The sequence below is a fragment of the Winogradskyella sp. A3E31 genome, assembly GCF_046720935.1.
In the GTDB taxonomy this organism is placed as follows: Bacteria; Bacteroidota; Bacteroidia; order Flavobacteriales; family Flavobacteriaceae; genus Winogradskyella.
Genome location: NZ_JBHNWH010000004.1, coordinates 36,042 through 54,326, shown reverse-complemented (window position 1 = coordinate 54,326; position 18,285 = coordinate 36,042). Strand labels below are relative to the sequence as shown.

15 protein-coding genes are annotated in these 18,285 nt (G+C 35.4%); 9 read left to right on the top strand and 6 right to left on the bottom strand.

Annotated features, from left to right (window positions below; genetic code table 11):
* Positions 1-3: 3 nt before the first annotated feature.
* Together ACFEMA_RS06180 and ACFEMA_RS06175 are read right to left on the bottom strand one after the other, a co-directional pair.
* Entirely contained in the window at positions 4-726 is a 723-nt protein-coding gene (locus ACFEMA_RS06180; protein ID WP_411767191.1) for a geranylgeranylglyceryl/heptaprenylglyceryl phosphate synthase, read from the bottom strand.
* Complete coding sequence (locus ACFEMA_RS06175; RefSeq protein WP_411767189.1) at positions 723-1,352, bottom strand: 4'-phosphopantetheinyl transferase family protein; 630 nt, start codon at positions 1,350-1,352, stop codon at positions 723-725. Before ACFEMA_RS06175 ends, ACFEMA_RS06180 begins: the two co-directional genes overlap by 4 nt.
* Before the next feature lie 135 nt (positions 1,353-1,487).
* Between ACFEMA_RS06175 and ahcY the strand changes: the two genes are divergently transcribed.
* The 4 genes from ahcY to ACFEMA_RS06155 all read left to right on the top strand — a co-directional run bounded on the left by ahcY (position 1,488) and on the right by ACFEMA_RS06155 (position 5,172).
* On the top strand, positions 1,488-2,804 hold the full coding sequence (gene ahcY, locus ACFEMA_RS06170; RefSeq protein ID WP_411767403.1) for an adenosylhomocysteinase: 1,317 nt from the start codon (positions 1,488-1,490) through the stop codon (positions 2,802-2,804).
* Between the two features lie 145 nt (positions 2,805-2,949).
* On the top strand, positions 2,950-3,414 hold the full coding sequence (locus ACFEMA_RS06165) for a DUF1569 domain-containing protein (RefSeq protein ID WP_411767188.1): 465 nt from the start codon (positions 2,950-2,952) through the stop codon (positions 3,412-3,414).
* 38 nt (positions 3,415-3,452) lie between these two features.
* Positions 3,453-4,598 carry a methionine aminotransferase gene (locus tag ACFEMA_RS06160; protein WP_411767187.1) on the top strand — a complete coding sequence of 382 codons (1,146 nt, stop codon included), beginning with the start codon at positions 3,453-3,455 and terminating at the stop codon, positions 4,596-4,598.
* Between the two features lie 61 nt (positions 4,599-4,659).
* Positions 4,660-5,172 carry a hypothetical protein gene (locus ACFEMA_RS06155; RefSeq protein ID WP_411767186.1) on the top strand — a complete coding sequence of 171 codons (513 nt, stop codon included), beginning with the start codon at positions 4,660-4,662 and terminating at the stop codon, positions 5,170-5,172.
* A gap of 41 nt (positions 5,173-5,213) precedes the next feature.
* Here the strand turns inward: ACFEMA_RS06155 and ACFEMA_RS06150 are convergent, their stop codons facing one another.
* A complete protein-coding gene (locus ACFEMA_RS06150) occupies positions 5,214-6,362 on the bottom strand; it encodes a serine hydrolase domain-containing protein (RefSeq protein ID WP_411767185.1) in 1,149 nt (382 codons plus the stop codon).
* Between the two features lie 75 nt (positions 6,363-6,437).
* On the opposite strand from ACFEMA_RS06150, the gene ACFEMA_RS06145 reads away from it, so the two are divergent.
* Positions 6,438-7,220 (top strand): amidohydrolase, encoded by a 783-nt coding sequence (locus ACFEMA_RS06145; RefSeq protein ID WP_411767184.1) that lies wholly within the window; start codon positions 6,438-6,440, stop codon positions 7,218-7,220.
* Here ACFEMA_RS06145 and ACFEMA_RS06140 read toward each other — a convergent pair.
* Together ACFEMA_RS06140 and ACFEMA_RS06135 are read right to left on the bottom strand one after the other, a co-directional pair.
* Positions 7,204-8,808 carry an Ig-like domain-containing protein gene (locus tag ACFEMA_RS06140; RefSeq protein WP_411767183.1) on the bottom strand — a complete coding sequence of 535 codons (1,605 nt, stop codon included), beginning with the start codon at positions 8,806-8,808 and terminating at the stop codon, positions 7,204-7,206. The genes ACFEMA_RS06145 and ACFEMA_RS06140 overlap by 17 nt on opposite strands.
* Before the next feature lie 56 nt (positions 8,809-8,864).
* A complete protein-coding gene (locus ACFEMA_RS06135; protein ID WP_411767182.1) occupies positions 8,865-9,530 on the bottom strand; it encodes a ComF family protein in 666 nt (221 codons plus the stop codon).
* Between the two features lie 78 nt (positions 9,531-9,608).
* Here ACFEMA_RS06135 and ACFEMA_RS06130 point away from each other — a divergent pair, with 78 nt between their 5' ends.
* The 3 genes from ACFEMA_RS06130 to ACFEMA_RS06120 all read left to right on the top strand — a co-directional run bounded on the left by ACFEMA_RS06130 (position 9,609) and on the right by ACFEMA_RS06120 (position 13,906).
* Entirely contained in the window at positions 9,609-10,496 is an 888-nt protein-coding gene (locus ACFEMA_RS06130) for a hypothetical protein (RefSeq protein ID WP_411767181.1), read from the top strand.
* 62 nt (positions 10,497-10,558) lie between these two features.
* Entirely contained in the window at positions 10,559-12,100 is a 1,542-nt protein-coding gene (locus tag ACFEMA_RS06125) for a glycine--tRNA ligase (protein WP_411767180.1), read from the top strand.
* Between the two features lie 66 nt (positions 12,101-12,166).
* On the top strand, positions 12,167-13,906 hold the full coding sequence (locus ACFEMA_RS06120) for an FG-GAP-like repeat-containing protein (RefSeq protein WP_411767179.1): 1,740 nt from the start codon (positions 12,167-12,169) through the stop codon (positions 13,904-13,906).
* 31 nt (positions 13,907-13,937) lie between these two features.
* Here the strand turns inward: ACFEMA_RS06120 and ACFEMA_RS06115 are convergent, their stop codons facing one another.
* Entirely contained in the window at positions 13,938-17,357 is a 3,420-nt protein-coding gene (locus ACFEMA_RS06115; RefSeq protein ID WP_411767178.1) for a hypothetical protein, read from the bottom strand.
* 134 nt (positions 17,358-17,491) lie between these two features.
* On the opposite strand from ACFEMA_RS06115, the gene ACFEMA_RS06110 reads away from it, so the two are divergent.
* On the top strand, positions 17,492-18,274 hold the full coding sequence (locus ACFEMA_RS06110) for an exodeoxyribonuclease III (RefSeq protein WP_411767177.1): 783 nt from the start codon (positions 17,492-17,494) through the stop codon (positions 18,272-18,274).
* Positions 18,275-18,285: the final 11 nt, after the last annotated feature.

Genomic DNA, 18,285 nt, shown 5'->3' with positions numbered 1-18,285 from the left:
TTGTTAACTTAATTTATTCAAAAAGTTATTGTCATTCTCTAAAGCTGTCCCAACCACCACTATATCTGCACCAGTTTTGTAAGCATTATCTAATTGCTCTTTAGTCCTAATCCCTCCTCCTACAATTAAAGGGATATTTATCTCACTTTTAATATGTGAAATAATAGTGCTAGGTACAGGATGTGTTGCTCCGCTACCTGCTTCTAAATACATCAATTTCATCCCTAATAATTCGCCTGCTTTAGCTGTATCACCAATCGTCTGAATTGCTTCTCGTTTCATTGGTGTCGTTTGGCTTACACGCTCAACTGCCGTTTGCTTTCCATTTTCTATAAGAATATAACCTGTTGGAATTACCTCTAAATCCATTCCCTTTAATTTTGAAACAGCTTCGATGTGTTTCCCTATCAAATACTCTGGATTTCTCCCAGAAATTAATGAGAGAAAAAGTAATCCGTCCGCATTATTAGTGATTTGATCTATATCCCCAGGGAATAGTATCACCGGCAAAGACGTATGCTTTTTTATTTCCAAAACCACTTCAGTGATGCATTGTTCTTTATCAGTGCTCCCGCCTACAAAAATATGGGTTGCAATGGACGTGTTTACCCTTTCAAAAAAAATGGATGTGTTTTCAAGATCAAATTTTTCAGGATCAATAAGAACTGCCAACAATCTCTTCCCAACAGCTTTTGCTTCTACAATATCTTGATATAATGTCCTCATGAACCTAAAGCATAAGCACAAGTAAAACCCTCAAATTCAATATAATTGGAAGTGTATCGGTGTTTATAATCTTCGTAATCAATCCACGCCACGGTTTCTTCATCTTCAAGCATAAACGGAATCACCAAAAAATGCTCTCTAAACAACATTCCGGGTGTGGCAAACAACTTATATAAAGATTCTTTAACACACCATATTACTGTTAGTTTTCTGATGTAATCTTCTGCACTTTCATCCAAATAATCGAACTCATAATCCACAAACTTATCTGCAATGACGGTTATTTTTTCACGTTGTTTTTCAATATCAATCCCAACTTCAGTATCACTTATAATAACCCCTGAAAATGTAAAAGAGTGTGTTATAGATATATATTTTCCGTCCTTTAAGTGTGGTTTCCCATGCTCATCATAAAACAAATCCTGATCTGTATATCCAAATTCTCGTAACAAATGCCTAACGCTTAAAAAACCGCGTTGGTGCAATTCACTTTTCATACCCTCAACGCGTGTTTTGCTTTCGGGTTTTAAATCCAAAATCTTAAGCAAATCTGAATAAGATTCCTCAATCTTCCAGATTTTAACAGTAGTTTGTGAATTTGGACTAATGGATTTGTACAGTGGCATTTAGTAATGTGAAAGCTAATGGTTATCTTTGCACTGCCTTAGGCAGAAATGGTATTTATTTGTTGGACGAATTTAACCAATTCAATGCTAAACCCAAAGGCAAAAGCAGTATTAAAAACAAGAGAAAATAAAACTATGGAAACTAAAACAGTAGCATACGTCCCTAACAAAGTAAAAGATATTTCGTTGGCGGCATGGGGACGAAAAGAGATTGAATTAGCCGAAGCTGAAATGCCAGGCTTAATGAGTTTGCGTGAAGAATATAAAAACGAACAACCTCTTAAGGGAGCTCGAATTGCAGGATGTTTGCACATGACCATCCAAACCGCAGTCTTAATTGAAACTTTACAAGCTTTAGGTGCTGAAGTAACTTGGAGTTCTTGTAATATATTTTCAACACAAGATCAAGCAGCAGCAGCTATTGCAGATGCAGGCACCGCTGTTTATGCTTGGAAAGACATGACCGAAGAGGAATTCGATTGGTGTATTGAACAAACTTTATTTTTTGGTGAAGAGCGTAAGCCATTAAACATGATTTTAGATGATGGTGGTGACTTAACCAATATGGTTTTGGATAAATATCCTGAGCTAGCTTCTGGTATCAAAGGTCTTTCTGAAGAAACCACAACTGGTGTTCACCGATTATACGAGCGTGTTAAAAACGGCACATTACCGATGCCTGCGATTAACGTGAATGATTCTGTGACCAAGTCAAAATTCGACAATAAATACGGTTGTAGAGAGTCTGCTGTAGATGCTATTCGTCGTGCAACAGATGTGATGCTTGCAGGTAAGCGTGTTACCGTTTGTGGTTATGGTGATGTTGGTAAAGGTACGGCTGCTTCTTTTAAAGGTGCTGGCAGTATTGTAACAGTCACTGAAATTGACCCAATCTGTGCACTACAAGCTGCAATGGACGGCTTTGAAGTGAAGAAATTAGAAACTGTTGTCGGTAATTCTGATATTGTGATTACAACAACTGGAAATAAAGACATCGTTAGAGCTGAGCATTTTAAAGCGATGAAGGATAAAACTATCGTTTGTAACATTGGCCATTTTGATAACGAAATACAAATGTCTTGGTTAAACGAGAATTATGGAAATACTAAAAACACCATAAAGCCTCAGGTTGATAAATATACGGTTGACGGTAACGATATTATTGTGTTGGCAGAAGGTCGATTAGTGAACTTAGGGTGTGCTACCGGTCACCCAAGTTTTGTAATGAGTAACTCTTTTACGAACCAAACTTTAGCACAAATTGAACTTTGGAAAAATAGTGAAGCATACGAAAACAACGTGTATATGCTTCCAAAGCACTTGGATGAAAAAGTCGCTAAACTGCATCTAGAAAAAATTGGTGTAGAGTTAACGGAACTTAAAAAAGACCAAGCAGATTATATTGGTGTTGACGTTGAAGGCCCTTTTAAGCCTGAGCATTACCGTTATTAATTGTCATTCCTGCGTGTCACACTGAGCTTGTCGAAGTGCAAGCAGGAATCTCAAATTCCAAAAATAAAATACCAAATCCCAAGTACCGACATTTCGGTATTTGGGATTTTTTGTTTTCGTACCTTGCTTGAATAATTAAAATTGAATGAGATATATTGAAAAAATTGAAGTGCAATTAAACCAAATTGAAAAATTTTTAGACCGTTCAAAATCTGAAAACACCTCTGTTTCAAAAGCTAATGTCGGTTGGCACATAGACCATAGTTTAAAAGTACTAAATGGAGTTTCAGGAGCATTACAAAAATCTGATGTCAATGCTTATGAGTACAAGTTCAACAAATGGCGTTTTATCTGTCTTACCTTTAGTTTTTTTCCGAGAGGCCGAGCTAAAGCACCAAAGGCAGTTCTTCCCCCAGAAATAATCAATGATGCCGATTTAAAAAATCAACTTAAAAGTGTTAGGACTCATATACCCAACTTAAACCAGCTTTCTAAAGATGCCAATTTTAAACACCCATATTTCGGAATCCTAAATAAAAAGCAAACGCTAAAGTTTATGTCTTTACATACCGAGCATCATTTAAAGATTATTAGGGATATTTTAAGATAGATAGAAAATCGCAATATAGATTTAGTATCTTTCATTTTATGGAACATACTTCAAAACTCCCAAATGTCGGCACTACTATTTTTACAATAATGAGTGCTTTAGCTAAGCAACATAAAGCTATAAACCTCTCTCAAGGGTTTCCTAATTATCCTAGCGATAAAAATTTGCATGACTTAGTGACAAAAGCCATGGATAATGGTTATAACCAATACTCACCAATGGCAGGTCATTTAGATTTACTATTAACTATAGCCAATAAGTACAATACACTTTACAACAGCAGCTATCATCCTGAAGCCGAAATCACAATCACTGCTGGTGCTACCCAAGCGATCTTTACTATTATTTCTGCATTTATTGGCAAAGAGGATGAAGTCATCATCTTTAAACCCGCTTACGACTGTTATGAACCAGCTGTTGAACTACACGGAGGAAAAGCAATTCCTGTTCAATTATCTGCACCAGATTATACAGTTGATTGGAACGAAGTTGCTTCAAAAATTTCAAGTAAGACCAAAATGATTATTATTAATACACCACACAATCCGAGTGGCATAATTTGGTCTAAAGAAGATATGCTTCAACTTCAAAAATTAACAGAGAATACCAATATTATTGTTTTAAGCGATGAAGTGTATGAGCACATCATTTTTGACAATGAACAACACCAAAGTGTATGCTTGTTCGATGACTTAAAAGAACGTTCATTTATTACAGCATCTTTTGGAAAAACATTTCATATTACAGGTTGGAAAATCGGCTATTGTTGTGCCCCTAAACATTTAATGGATGAATTTAGAAAAGTACATCAGTTTAATGTTTTCTCGGTGCATCATCCATCACAAAAAGGTATTGCAGATTATATGGAAGATGCTTCAACGTATTTAAATCTACCTTCCTTCTTTCAGAAAAAGCGAGACTTGTTTTTGAGTTTACTTTCAAAATCGAAATTTAAATTCAAGCCTTCAAAAGGCACCTATTTTCAGGTTTTAGATTATTCTGAAATTACAGATGAATACGACGTTGATTTCGCTAAGCGATTAACAAAAGAGGTCGGCATTGCCTCTATCCCACTTTCAGTCTTCAATGAAAATAATCAGGATGATAAGGTGTTACGCTTTTGCTTTGCTAAAACAGACGAGACTTTAGTTAAAGCTGCAGAGATTTTATGTCAAATAAAGTAGCAAATAAGCACCTAAATAAATCATTTCGGTTGTATCTTATACAACTTAAAATCGAGTAATTATGAAAAATCTAAAATATATTATTATCCTCATCAGTCTTGCGCTTTTTTCGTGTGGCGGAGGTGAAAAAGTCATTATGGACTCTGGAGAAGTTTATACCGTAAAAGGGAATTCATTTTATGCTAATGGAAATGAGGTTACTGACGATTTGAGCAACAACGAAAAACAACGAATTAAGAATACGCTTGAAGAACGTTTAAAAGCGGAAAAATTAGCAGAAGAAAGACAAGATCAACTTGCAAAAGAACGTAAAGCAGCTGAACAAAAAGCCAAAGAACTCAAAGAAAAACAAGAAGCCATAGAGAAACGTCAAAAGGCACTAGAAGATGCCAGACAAGATTACTTAAAGGCTAAAGAGCGCCTTAAAGAGAAAGAACAAAAGTTTGAAAAACTAAAAGAAGACAATAAGCTTTCGGAAGTTGAAATTGAAGAATATGAAACTGATATTGCAAAACTTAAGGTTAAGGTCTCAGAAGCAAAAGCGAAACTAGATAAGCTTGAAAGCTCTAAATAATTGGCGTGACTTAGTTTAGATTTATGTACTTAAGCTAAATACTAATGTAATGCCTTATTTACTTTCTGCATAAACTCTCCGATTTTAGAGGGCTCTAACCAACGTGTTACTACAACTACATTGTTAGCCTTGTCAATAACTATAAAATTTCCTCCAAAGCCAGCAGCATAGTAAATATCTTCTGAAAGGTTTTCCCAATGACGAGACCCTTTTTGGTTTAACCACCACATGTACCCATAATTGGCATTAGGAGTAGATGGTTCTATAGCCCGCTTTATCCAATCTTCACTGATGAGTTGCTCGTTTCGCCATTTGCCATTATTAAGAAACAACAATCCAAATCGTGCCATGTCTTGTGTTGAAATAAACAATCCTGCTCCAGAATGTCCTCCACCAGTTACAGATTTCATTTGTAATCCGTCAACAGTCACCCATGCATTATCGTAACCAAACCATCTCCAAGTTGTGGAAGCCCCGATTTTATCCATGAGTTCTTCTTTTAAAACTTGTGGAAGCGGTTTTCTCCAAACCTGCAATAAAGAATATGCTAACACATTTACTCGGACATCGTTATATTCCATAACCGTTCCTGGCTCATTATAGTCTCTATTTTTCCAATCGTCTAAACCTCCTTGTCTTGGTGGTCTGTCGGCCCAATCCTTTCCACCCCAAAGTTCACCAGACCAATCCGAATTTTGTTGTAGTAAATGTTCCCAAGTAATTTTTGAATTGTGTTCCCCATCAAAAGTGCCGTCCCAAACATAATTTTTAACCTCATCACTTTCACTATTTATCAGTCCTTTATCTACCGCTAAGCCTGCAACTGTTGACAAAAAGCTTTTGGTGACACTAAAGGTCATATCTACCCGTTTTGTATCTCCCCATGTTGCAATAAGGTAACCATCTTTCAATATCATCCCCGCTGGTCCGCCACGCTTCTTGGTGGGTCCTAAAATTTCATGGAATGGCTCTCTTTCAAAACCCTTTAAAATTGCTATTCTCAAATCTCTTGACCCTGAATATTCATTATCTTTTGCAAATTCAATGGCATCAGTCAGCAGCCCTGAATCAACACTTAAGTCTGTAGGTGAAACTTCTTTCCATTCTACATTCCGCTCCGGGAAATATACATCTTGAGCAACTAAGTGGATGCTAAAAAGGACAAGAAAACAAAAAAAGATATTCTTCATAAGTCGATAGTTTTTTTGAATCTTAAAATTACGTGATTAATTTTACTTGCGTAATAAATTGTTTAATTTTAGAAGATGGCAACACAACTCAAAGTAGCACTTATACAAGCGGACTTGGTCTGGGAAAATCCTGCTGAAAATCGTGAGAATTTTTCAAAGACAATAGATCAAATATCAGAAGACGTTGACCTTATTGTGTTACCTGAAATGTTTACTTCAGGATTCACAATGCATCCAGAATCAGTATCTGAAACTATGGATGGAGAAACGATGCAGTGGCTTAAAAAATTAGCCAAAGAAAAGAACTCAGCCATTACTGGGAGTTTGGTCATTAGAGAGAATGACAACTTTTTTAATCGTTCTGTTTTTGTTGAACCAAGCGGTACTATTATCTCTTACGACAAAAAACACACCTTTACTTTAGCTGGGGAACACAAAATCTATAAAGCAGGGACTAAAAAAGTAATCATTGATTATAAAGGTTGGAAAATCTGCCCAATGGTTTGCTATGATCTGCGTTTCCCTGTCTGGGCAAGAAATACCCAAGATTATGACCTACTGCTTTATGTCGCCAATTGGCCAAAACCTAGAATTAATGCTTGGGATGCACTTTTAAAAGCAAGAGCCATTGAAAACATGAGTTATTGTATTGGGGTGAATCGTGTTGGTCTAGATGGCAACGATCACGAATATTCAGGACATTCTGCCTGTTACAATGTTTTAGGGAATAGAATAGATGCCACACCTTTTGAAAAAGAAGGAGTAGATATTGTTACTTTAGAAAAATCTCATATCAACAAGTACCGAGAAAAATTGCAGTTTCTAAATGATAGAGATGACTTTAGTCTAAAAGTGTAAACTCTTCTACATAATCAAAGTTAGCTCTTACCTCAATTACTTTTGGATAATAACTCACCCGTTCTGGAAAGGTCCCTTTTAGGAAATTACCTGAGTCGAATTTTTTGTTGCTATTGGTATCGTAAATAACCCTAATGTAATAACTCTTTGGAGTAAGGTTATTAAAATCAATCACTGGGCTCGATTCGGTATATTTTTCATACTGCACCTTATCTTGCTCATCGACTAGTTGAACAATCAAAGGAAAAGAGGCATTTCTTAGATTAACTCTAATGTTTCCATATTCAGACTTCAATCTCGTTCTAAAATTATAACTCAATGTATCATTTTCAGTATCGTAAAAATCCGTTAATGCTCCTGGCAAAAAAGTCGCATTATATCGTTGGTCTTCTTCCAATGCTATGGGGAACTTATATCGATTAAAAACAGAATCGTAAACAACTTCAAAAGGAACATCAAGAGAATCTTTATTGATGATTTTTATTTTCTCTTTTGAAAGACTCTTAAATGGAACAGATCCCTCTAAGGTAAAATCTTCATTATAAGAAATAGTCCCTGTTGTTAAACTTGTTACCACCAACGAGTCTTTATCGGCTGCTCTAAACATGTGCTTTAAAGTATCTTGATATACACTGTTTTTTATTTTGAAAAACGTAGAGTCTAATTCTAATTTCGGTTTATGCCAATAGTATAAGGTATCTGTTTTAGTGTCTTTTGTAATGATACTTTCAAAACCTTCAGGTGCTCCATCCAAGATGTCGATGGTTGTCCCTTCAGAATTGCCTTCAAACGGAAAACCAATCCGTGTTTCCCCGGCTTGATACGTCCTTCCGGCTTTAAAATCTGGGGTTTGTTTAAATAGCTTTATTAAATAGGTGGTATCCTTCGGCACATCAATAAAGCCTTCTACAAAACCGATCTTATCCGTTTTTGGCTCATAGGTGTAATTGCCGTTTTCGTCTTTTAGTGCGACCAACTTATAACGTCCTTCCTTAATATTATCAATGCTAAATGTGGTAAGACTATCTAAAGTATTGGTGATATATTTTGGTTTCTCTTTATATACAATCGAATCTGTATAGGTAGAGTCGGCTTCATACAACATCACAGAAATAAAAGCATCTGGCTGTCGGTTTTGAGCATCCATAACTACTCCTTGAACGGATAAGGAATCAATCTCAGGCCCTGTGGAGAATACGTAGCGGTAATACGAAAATGGGTTTTCCTCGTTATTATCTACTATGCTTTGTCCAAAATTAAAGGCGTAGGTGGTGTTCTCTTTTAATGTGTCTAGAATTTTAATTGAAATATAACGACTCGCCGATAAAGGGGTAATAATCGGAGCGTTATCCATCGGAGGCGATACAATAAGTTGCTTCTGAATATTTTTTAGTTTGATGTACTCATCAAAATAAATTCGGATTTCATCGCCTTCAAAATTCGTGGAGTAATTTTCCGGGTCAGATCTAACTATAACTGGTGGCTCTGTATCTTTTTCGCCACCAGTAGGCCTTCCTCTACTTGCACAGGCTGCAATTAAAAGACCAATAGATATTATAATAAATGATTTAAAAAATAACGAGCGCATGCGCAGATTTGAAATTTTAGGCAAATTAACGACATAAAACCATACTAACGAAAAAATCAATCGGCAATTGCCATAGTGGCAACGCTAATTTTTACACCATTAATCTCTTGAAGCACATTGCAGCAAGCTTCAATAGTAGCCCCTGTGGTAATAATATCGTCAACCAAAAGAATGTGCATCCCTATTAGTCTCTGTTTTTCTGAAATCTGAAAACGTGGTTTGGCGTCATCGCTTCGCATCAATCGACTTTTAAAAACTTGGGTTTTAGTCGCAAACTGTCGCACTAATGTTTTGTCGTTATAATCAACCTCTAAAGCTTTTGCAATTTCTTGTCCAAATTTTGCCACCTGATTATACCCTCTTTTCCTTAACTTACTCCTGTGAAGTGGTACAGGGACAACAACATCAATCGATTTGTAATCTTTTAAGCCACTAAGCTCGGCACCTAACCATTTTCCAAAAAACACTCCAATCTGTTCGTGCCCTCTATACTTTAAGTTGTGTAATAGCTCTTGTACAATTCCTTTTTTAGAAAAATGCAGAAGTGCAGTAGCATGTTGTAAATCCACTCTGCCATAGAGCACCTTTTTTACAGCTTCATTATCATCAAAATGAAAATTGGTTACTGGCAAATCGTGTCTGCACGCACCACAAATAAGTAACTCATTATCGGATAAAAGAGACTTACATCCCTCACAAACAGGAGGGAAAAACAAATTCAACAATTTTTTTACCACTTACATCGATTAAAAGAAGCTTAGAGCTTAATATTACATACTTTCGAGCCAAATACAAAATTAATGATAGTTAACCCTCAACTATTTAACTACAGATTAATTATAGGTTCACTGATTACTGCAATCACCATATTATCCATTTTTGGTGTTTCAAATTATAACTCTTTAAAATCTTATGAGCACTTCCTCGAACAGGAAAAGGGCTTAATACAGACAGAACTCTCCAGTTTAATAGATCAGTATGATACGCTATCTGCACAAAATGCGGAGCTCTCTATTGAAGTTAAAAAGGCAAAGTCTGAAACTGAAGCAACATTAAAACAACTTTTAGTTGCTGAGACCAATCTTGAAGCTATTTCAGAAATAAAGTACCAACTGAATGCTATCAGGCTTAAAAACAAAGAGCTTTATGCAACTATTGACTCTCTTAAAGAATCAAACAAAATCTTAAAATCCGACAATCTGTTGGCCTTAAATACTCTTAAGAAAAAAGAAAGTGAACTATTAGGGTTGCGCAAAAATAATGAAGCTTTAAATTCAAAAATTAATGCGGCTTCCGTATTGTCCTTAGCGACAATCACTGCCAATGCATATAAAACGACCATTTTAGGAAAGACCAAAGAAACCACTAAAGCAAGAAGCGTAAATTCTATAGATGTTTGCATGGTTTTAGCACATAATCCATTTGTTTTGCCTGGAAAGAAAGAGATTTATATTCAGATTGTAAACCCAAAAAATAATGTTATTGCTGACAAAGGGTCTGTGACATTTGGTAATTCCACCCTTATTTATAGTGATAAACAAATCATTAATTACACTAATGAAAATCTAGATATGTGTACCAAAGTAGAGGGTTCTGAAAATGATAAGCCCTTTTTAAAAGGTCTCTATTATATCAATGTGTTCTATAAGGATCAGAAATTAGGAAGCACCACTTTTACACTCAACTAACTAACAATTATATTTTTTAATGAACCGCACTATTTGTTAGTGCGGTTTTTTATTTTTGCAGCATGGCGAATAACGACAATCAATTTAAAAAGGTAATATCTCATGCCAAGGAATACGGTTATGTATTTCAGAGTAGTGAAATTTACGATGGTTTAAGCGCAGTCTATGACTATGCTCAAAACGGTGCAGAATTAAAGAAAAACATAAGAGACTATTGGTGGAAAGCCATGGTACAGCTCAATGATAATATTGTTGGTATTGATGCCGCAATTTTTATGCATCCTACAACCTGGAAAGCATCAGGGCACGTGGATGCCTTTAACGACCCGTTGATTGACAATAAAGACTCTAAAAAACGTTATCGCGCTGATGTGTTAATTGAAGACTATTGTGCTAAACTAGAAGGCAAAATTGAAAAGGAAGTCAAAAAAGCTGAAAAGCGCTTTGGGGATGCTTTTAATAAGTCTGAATTTGTTTCCACAAACCCACGTGTTTTAGGCTATCAAGAAAAGATAAACACAACCTTATCTAGAATGGCAAAATCTTTAGAAAATGAAGATTTAGCTGATGTAAAAGCATTGATTGAAGAGTTGGAGATTGCAGACCCTTTATCTGGCAGTAAAAATTGGACTGAGGTTAAACAATTTAATTTAATGTTTGGCACCAAATTAGGAGCGTCTGCCGAGCATGCTACGGATTTATTTTTACGCCCAGAAACCGCTCAAGGTATCTTTGTCAACTTTTTGAATGTTCAAAAAACAGGGCGAATGAAGATTCCTTTCGGGATTGCGCAAACTGGGAAAGCCTTTAGAAATGAAATCGTAGCCAGACAGTTTATTTTCAGAATGCGTGAATTTGAGCAAATGGAAATGCAATTTTTTATTAAACCAGGTACACAATCCGAATGGTACGAGCATTGGAAAGAAGCGCGCATGAAATGGCATTTGTCGCTAGGTATGGGAGAAGAAAACTATCGTTTTCACGACCACGAAAAATTAGCACATTATGCAGATGCAGCTTCGGATATTGAGTTTAAATTTCCTTTTGGTTTTAAAGAATTAGAAGGTATACACTCACGTACAGATTTCGATTTAAAAGCACATGAAGAATACTCAGGAAAGAAGCTTCAATACTTCGATCATGAGGAAAATGCTAGTTACACTCCTTATGTTTTAGAAACATCGATTGGACTGGACAGAATGTTCCTAGCTGTGTTTTCTAACGCTTTAGTAGAAGAAGAATTAGAAAATAACACAACTAGAACGGTATTAAAGCTCCCTGCTGTTTTAGCACCAACAAAAGCAGCAGTTCTTCCCCTAGTTAAAAAAGATGGGCTACCAGAAATCGCACAAAAAATTGTGGATGACTTAAAGTGGGATTTTAATGTTACTTATGATGAAAAAGATGCTGTTGGCAGACGTTATAGACGACAAGATGCCAATGGCACACCATTTTGTATCACAGTAGATCATGACACTTTAGAAGATAGCACGGTAACCATTCGCCATAGAGACTCTATGGAGCAATCTCGTGTTAAGATAGAAGACTTAAAAACCCTCATTAAGAAAGAAGTGGATGTGAAGGAATGGTTGAAGAAGATGTAGTACATTTCATATAGATTTGCTTATGTACTTATTATTGAATAATTTGTACAAAAATGCTTACTTAATATGAAAAAGATTATACTGTTGGGGCAACTTTGCGCCCTAATGTCAACATCATTCGCTCAACTAAGTTTTGAAAATACAGCAATTTCTAGAGGTATTGATTTTACTTGCGGTACAACTTATAATGGCAATGGAGTATCCTTTTATGATTTTGACGGTGATGGCTGGGATGACATTTCTTTTGCATCAGAAGATGGAAGTGAATTAGCATTTTATAAAAATATTGATGGCTTAGGCTTCGTACCTATAAATCTTAATTTAAGAGACTCTGCTAACAACTTGATAAACTACCAATCTAAACAAATTAATTGGGTAGATTTTGACAATGATGGTGATAAAGATCTTTTTGTCACTAGTAATGATACAGGAAATAAACTATTCAGGAATAATGGCAATCTGATTTTCGAGGATATTACTTCAAGTGCTGGGTTTCCTTCAACAGATTTAAATACTTATGGAGCCTCTTGGGGGGATTATAACAATGACGGTTTTTTGGACGTGTTTATTTCTAATAGGGACCCTATTGTTTCTTCAGTTACTCCAAACTATTTATATAAAAATAATGGGGATGGTACTTTTACAGATGTTTCTGTAGAAGCTGGTATTGATAGGTCAAAACATGCCTCTTTTTGTTCAGCTTGGATTGATATTAATAATGATGGGTGGCAAGATCTTTATATCTCAAATGACAAAAGAAATTTTGACCATAATAAAAATTTAATGTATAAGAATAATGGTGATGGTACTTTTACAGATATCAGTGCCTCATCAAATACAGATATTTTAATAGACGCCATGACTGTCACTGTAGGCGACTATAACCGAGATGGTTATTTTGACATCTATGTCACCAATGCTGGCGAATGTGTTTTGCTAAAAAATAATGGAGATGAAACCTTTACTGATGTTGCAGAAAGTACAGGTACTGATTGGCTAAGTTTTTCATGGGGTGCCATTTGGTTAGATGGCGAAAATGATATGGACTTAGATCTTTTTGTTAGCAGTACTGATAATGTTATGCCTATGTCAACGGTATATTATGAAAACGATGGAAATGGTAGTTTTACAGCTCCAGGCGGAATAGGGTTTGATAGTGATGAAGGCTATAGTCACTCAAACGCTATTGGTGATATTAACAATGATGGCTTAGTTGATTTTGTGGTAACAAATACAGAAGATCAGAATATCTATTTATGGGAAAATAAAAGTACTACAACAAATAACTGGCTAAAAGTAAAATTACAAGGCACTTTAAGTAATAAAGATGGTATTGGTTCTGTCATAGAAATTTCAGTGAATGGCGAAAAACAGTATCATTATACTAATTGCGGCGAAGGTTATTTGTCTCAAAATTCTTCTTCAGAATTTTTTGGAATAGGAACAAATACAGTCATTGATTATATTAAAGTCACTTGGTTAAGCGGAATAGTGGATGTAATTAACAACGTCAGTGCAAACCAATTAATTACAGTTGTAGAAGGTAATAATGCATTAAATTTGAACGATAAAGAGATTTTAAAAGTAGAGCTATCGCCTAACCCTGCAGCATCTTCTATAAAAATTAAATCACCCGTTCAAATCAGTAAGTTAAGTATTTATAACGTGCTTAATCAAAACATATTAAATCAATCCCCTAGAGGACAATCATTCGATATAAACATAGAAAATCTTAAGTCAGGATTATACTTAATAATATTAGAAAGTAATGAGGGTCTAACAACCAAAAAATTTATTAAGAAATAAAATATCCACTTTTCGGAACATATAACTTGCTTTAAAAATAAGCCTTCAATTGCACAGTACCTGTGTGAATCGTCTTTGAAGTTTCTGTTTTACGACCCAAATAATTAAGATTTAAATCTAAAAACTTAGTCAATTTTTTCTGAACTAATAGACTCCACGTAAAGTTTGTTCCTGGCTGTAATCCTTCTAATATCTGATACGCAACTGGTGTATTGGCATTACCTTCATAATCATTCTTAAACACATTAAACTCACCAATCAATCCTAACTTTTGAGCATTATTAAAATTGAAAGACAACCCATAATTATTCTGATTGAGCTGTTCAAAATTACCTATTTGGTTTTGCTTTTGAGTGTATTGATAAAAAATATCAAACTGTGCATTTTCACTAAAGAGGTAGGATAATTTAGGCTGGAATTGCTCTGAATTCAGTTCAAAATTTCGTGAGATAAAATTTTCATTCAAGCTTTCATTGTCTTCAAAATTTGTAGTCACATTTAGCAGCCAACTCTCACCAAACTTGTGGTTAAAATTCACTTGATGGCTTCGAAGGTTATTCTGCTGTGACCCTGTAGCCAAAAGATTCTGTGTTCGGTTAGTTAAAAACGTATATGAAGTGGTGTATTTCTGCTTTCCTCTATTGAAAAAGACAACATTTCTCAGACTCACATTCAACCCTAATCGATCACGTTCACTATCTTCTGAATCGCTCAAAGCTTTAAACGGATTTAAATTAAAGTCATTTCCGTTTCGCCTCACTTTATTATCTACTAAAAACGCTGTCTGATTATAAAAATGAGACCAGAACTTTTGAGTCTTGTTTTCAGAAACTGCCCAAGGTTGTGGGTTAAATGTTAAGGTGTGGCTATATCTGTTTTGGTGTGTCCTCACAAAAACACGATTTGGCAATAATATCCTGATGTATTGTCCTTGATCCTGAAATTGAGCAATTTCAAATTCATCCAATTCTTGAATACCGTTATTATTATAATCATTCCAGGTATAGGCTCCCTGGCCAGGTTCTACAGCAACGTAAGTAAAATCTTGTTGTGGTAACGTTCCAGAATTAGTTTCAAAATTCATGTTCGATATAAGAACCCCTTTAAATAGTTTCTGATTGTAACTCAACCTACTATTAAGCGACGATTCATCTTCAATGGATTCATCAGTAAATTTTAAGGTTCTGTAGTTAGCAAACAACTGTAAGGTTGTGTTGTCTGTTTGAATGAATCTGGACTTTAAATAATAGGTGTTTGAAGTATTCACCCGTTCCAGATTATTATTTCTTAAACTATCATTGACACGATACTTGTAACCCACTTCCGCAAAAACTGCCGTAGAATCCCCAACACCTACAAAACCCTCGTAAGTAAAGAAGTTTTGGCTTAGAGCAGTTAAGTTTTGGGTTTCTGTTTCTCGCTGTTCATTAGCTTCTAAAGCTAATTTTGCCCCAATCCATTTTTTGTTTTTCCCATATACCACTCGGTTAAAAGACCTTAAAAAATCAGAAGTATTGATAGAACTCTCTGCTTTTAGGTAACTAGATTTTGAAAATAGATTCAGGTTTTTAAAGCGTAAATCCCCAATAAGATTATGACGATTACCGTTAAAATTCTCTGAGAAATTAAGGTGTTCAAAAGTATAGGAAGCAACACCTTTATTTTGATGTGACAATTGTAATCCTGAATTTAATAATATTTGGTCACCTTCTGGTAGTTCCAAATTCCAATCCCGATTAAATTCGGGCCTATAAAGTCTTTGAATGTTTACAAAATTAGACTGAATATAATCCACATCACCAATTGCATTTAAGTTCCAAGAACTGTCAGTTTTCACAAGGGTTTGTTCCATCTTCAATTTTCCTGCAAAGCCATCGTTATTGCCATCGTCTAAACCTGAAAATAAATTAAGATCATTTTTACTTCCCGATAATTCAAAATTGATATTCGTTTTTTCTGAAGGTTGATAATGACCATTCAACGTTGCCAATTGCAATCTCACTGGAGCAATTAACTGAACTACGGGCTCATAGTTTCCTTGAGGAATCCCGGCAATCGGAGCAACATACTCATAAATAGTATTGACAGCATTTGTAGAACTGACCACATAATTACCCATGTTGTCACCAATCAATGAAAACGTAACATTAAATAATTCATCTTCAGGATTATTGGAAAACACGAAAATCTCTTCAGTCCCAGACAGTTCTTTTCGGTATAAAATCCTGTTTTCAGAAAAGTCGGTTTCGGATGCTGATGGAGCTACCATCTGCGTTCTATCATCACCTGCATCCGCTAAAATTTGTACTTGTTCCGTCGATAAATTTTGTTGCAAAGGTTGATTTTTTGCATCACTCTCAGAATACACAGACACATTTAGTTTTAGTTTTTCTGAATTGTAACTACCCCCACCATAAACTATAAATCTTGAATAGTTTCTGTCTGTAAATTGGTAATCGACCGTAATTCTCATTTCAGAAGTAATCGGGAATGTTGAATTAAAAAGAATTTCACCAGCATTGTAATCTATAATGTAATCCTCATTTTCACCACGTTGAATAGGCACACCATTAACATACACGGTTTCGCTACCAGAAACAACCAAAACAAACAATTCGTTATTGGGGCCTCTCAATTTATAAGGCCCTTGGTTTCCTTCTTGAGCCGTAAACTGACTTGTAGTAAACTGCCCACGCACCAATGCTCCTGAAGCAAACACATTAGTCTTATCACTTAAATTGGCATTGACAAATAGCCCTTGCACACGTTTACTAAAACTATTAAAATAGCTGTCCGTATTGACTAAGTCGATATCCCCTGCTCTAATTCGCCAGTCTTGACTTTCTAATTCTATAAACACTTGGTCGAATTCATCCAATCGTTGGGAATAACCACTTTCTTGTAGCGGAATATTAGCATCTTGTATGGACGCCCTAAGTGTTACTTTGTCATTTAGCTTACCTGAAATTTGAAGATCCAATTCGCTATTTAACACAGAGTTTTGATTATTGCCTATGGTCACGCCTCGAGAAATACTTCCCGAGGTTGTTAAGCCATCAAAAGGAGTAAAGCTATTTTGACGAGTGTCCTGCCTTAAACTATACAAGCGCTGCAACCCTTCGGTATCTTCTAAAATAACAGACTCATCAAGCTGTTTGTAGGTTTTTGTCACAAACTTAGGATAACGCAAGTATTCAATAATGACGGTATCTATTTGAGTGGATTCTTTAAAATAAAGGGTGGCTTTAGAAAAATCGATGGTGTATAAGGAAGAGTCAAGCTCAGTATTCAGCTTAGTTTTTAGTTTAAAAAATTTCGGATTGATACTGAAACTATCAATAACAATAGAATCTTTTACAGCTACTTTCTTTGAGCGATACGTGTCGTTTTTCTCTTGGGAAAATCCCAAAACCGAAAACAGTATAAAAAGCAGCTTAAAAGTAAACTTCATCTAAATGAATAACTTCGCAATTGGTGAAATATTTTATGGTTAATTCCACCTTAAAATAGTCGTATAAAAGTACTGCATTATTTATTTTAGCTGAAATTGATTTATCCTGTTTACAAATAATAAAAACAACATACATGAAAATTGCTTCTTATAACGTCAATGGTATTAGAGCTGCCTTAAGAAAAGGATTTATAGATTGGTTAAAAGCTGCTGATCCCGACGTTATTTGCTTACAAGAAATTAAAGCTCAAGAAGATCAACTCGATTTAGAGATCTTTAAAGATGCCGGTTATCACTATAATTACTGGTTTAGTGCTCAAAAGAAAGGCTACAGCGGTGTTGCCATTTTAAGCAAAACCGAACCTAATAACGTCTCTTTTGGAACAGGAATTACGTCTATGGATATGGAGGGACGCAACCTTAGAGCTGATTTTCCTGCCCGAACTGCAGGCGGGAACGGTGTGTCTATTATGAGTCTGTACTTACCATCAGGCACCAATGATGCCAGATTACAGCATAAGTTTGATTATATGGCGATGTTTCAAGATTATGTCAATGAACTAAAAAAGGAGCATCCTAACCTCATTATTTTGGGCGATTATAATATTTGTCATGAAGAAATTGACATTCACAATCCAAAAATGAAAGGGGTGTCAGGTTTTTTACCCGAAGAGCGTGAATGGTTAGGTAATTTTATTGACAGCGGATTTATTGATTCGTTTAGACATTTAAATCCTGAGTCACAACAATATACATGGTGGAGTTACCGTGCCAATGCTAGAGCCAATAACAAAGGTTGGCGTTTGGATTATGCCATGGCCTCAAAACCATTACAAGAAAAATTAAAACGATGCGTTATCCTTTCGGAAGCAATGCATAGTGATCATTGCCCAATACTAGTTGAAATTGATAATTAATTAAAATTTAA

Excerpts from the sequence above, each read along its gene's own strand:
- ACFEMA_RS06180 (WP_411767191.1), bottom strand. The coding sequence starts at position 726 with ATGAGGACATTATATCAAGATATTGTAGAAGCAAAAGCTGTTGGGAAG.
- ACFEMA_RS06175 (WP_411767189.1), bottom strand. The coding sequence starts at position 1,352 with ATGCCACTGTACAAATCCATTAGTCCAAATTCACAAACTACTGTTAAA.
- ahcY (WP_411767403.1), top strand. The coding sequence starts at position 1,488 with ATGGAAACTAAAACAGTAGCATACGTCCCTAACAAAGTAAAAGATATT.
- ACFEMA_RS06165 (WP_411767188.1), top strand. The coding sequence starts at position 2,950 with ATGAGATATATTGAAAAAATTGAAGTGCAATTAAACCAAATTGAAAAA.
- ACFEMA_RS06160 (WP_411767187.1), top strand. The coding sequence starts at position 3,453 with ATGGAACATACTTCAAAACTCCCAAATGTCGGCACTACTATTTTTACA.
- ACFEMA_RS06155 (WP_411767186.1), top strand. The coding sequence starts at position 4,660 with ATGAAAAATCTAAAATATATTATTATCCTCATCAGTCTTGCGCTTTTT.
- ACFEMA_RS06150 (WP_411767185.1), bottom strand. The coding sequence starts at position 6,362 with ATGAAGAATATCTTTTTTTGTTTTCTTGTCCTTTTTAGCATCCACTTA.
- ACFEMA_RS06145 (WP_411767184.1), top strand. The coding sequence starts at position 6,438 with ATGGCAACACAACTCAAAGTAGCACTTATACAAGCGGACTTGGTCTGG.
- ACFEMA_RS06140 (WP_411767183.1), bottom strand. The coding sequence starts at position 8,808 with ATGCGCTCGTTATTTTTTAAATCATTTATTATAATATCTATTGGTCTT.
- ACFEMA_RS06130 (WP_411767181.1), top strand. The coding sequence starts at position 9,609 with ATGATAGTTAACCCTCAACTATTTAACTACAGATTAATTATAGGTTCA.
- ACFEMA_RS06125 (WP_411767180.1), top strand. The coding sequence starts at position 10,559 with ATGGCGAATAACGACAATCAATTTAAAAAGGTAATATCTCATGCCAAG.
- ACFEMA_RS06120 (WP_411767179.1), top strand. The coding sequence starts at position 12,167 with ATGAAAAAGATTATACTGTTGGGGCAACTTTGCGCCCTAATGTCAACA.
- ACFEMA_RS06115 (WP_411767178.1), bottom strand. The coding sequence starts at position 17,357 with ATGAAGTTTACTTTTAAGCTGCTTTTTATACTGTTTTCGGTTTTGGGA.
- ACFEMA_RS06110 (WP_411767177.1), top strand. The coding sequence starts at position 17,492 with ATGAAAATTGCTTCTTATAACGTCAATGGTATTAGAGCTGCCTTAAGA.